The organism is Gammaproteobacteria bacterium CG11_big_fil_rev_8_21_14_0_20_46_22 (assembly GCA_002796245.1).
GTDB lineage: Bacteria > Pseudomonadota > Gammaproteobacteria > UBA12402 > UBA12402 > 1-14-0-20-46-22.
Genome location: PCWT01000022.1, coordinates 1 through 408, shown reverse-complemented (window position 1 = coordinate 408; position 408 = coordinate 1). Strand labels below are relative to the sequence as shown.

1 protein-coding gene is annotated in these 408 nt (G+C 45.3%); it reads left to right on the top strand.

What is annotated here, in order from left to right; all coding sequences use genetic code 11:
- Positions 1–266 (top strand): hypothetical protein (locus tag COV52_02220; protein ID PIR11748.1); only part of this gene is annotated, 266 nt, incomplete at its 5' end.
- Positions 267–408: the final 142 nt, after the last annotated feature.

The following is a 408-nucleotide window of genomic DNA, read 5'->3' as shown; positions in this document are numbered from 1 at the left end:
AACCCATCCTCCCGCATATATTGGGTTGGCCCTGGATCATCAGAGGAATTTTTTATGCCCTGGGGGTTTGGGTCGTTGAATATGTGGGTGGTTTTTTGATCAAACTCATCATAGGCAAAATCCCCTGGGATTACACAGAGTCGGATTATCATTTACATGGGCTCATTCGTTGGGACTTTTTCCCTTACTGGTTTGCCTTCGGATTAGGTGCCGAAAAGCTGATCTTAAAAGCCATTGCCTTAAGTCCTCACCTGATTAATCTTTAACAATGAAGCCGCATTTTTTTAGTTTACTCCCACAGGATTTAGTGAGCCAGGCAAACTTTGAAGATGAGTCCCTGTCGCTAGCTCAAGCGAATCGCGTATTGGCGCATCTGGTCGGAGACGGAAAACTGGATTTCACTCTCAG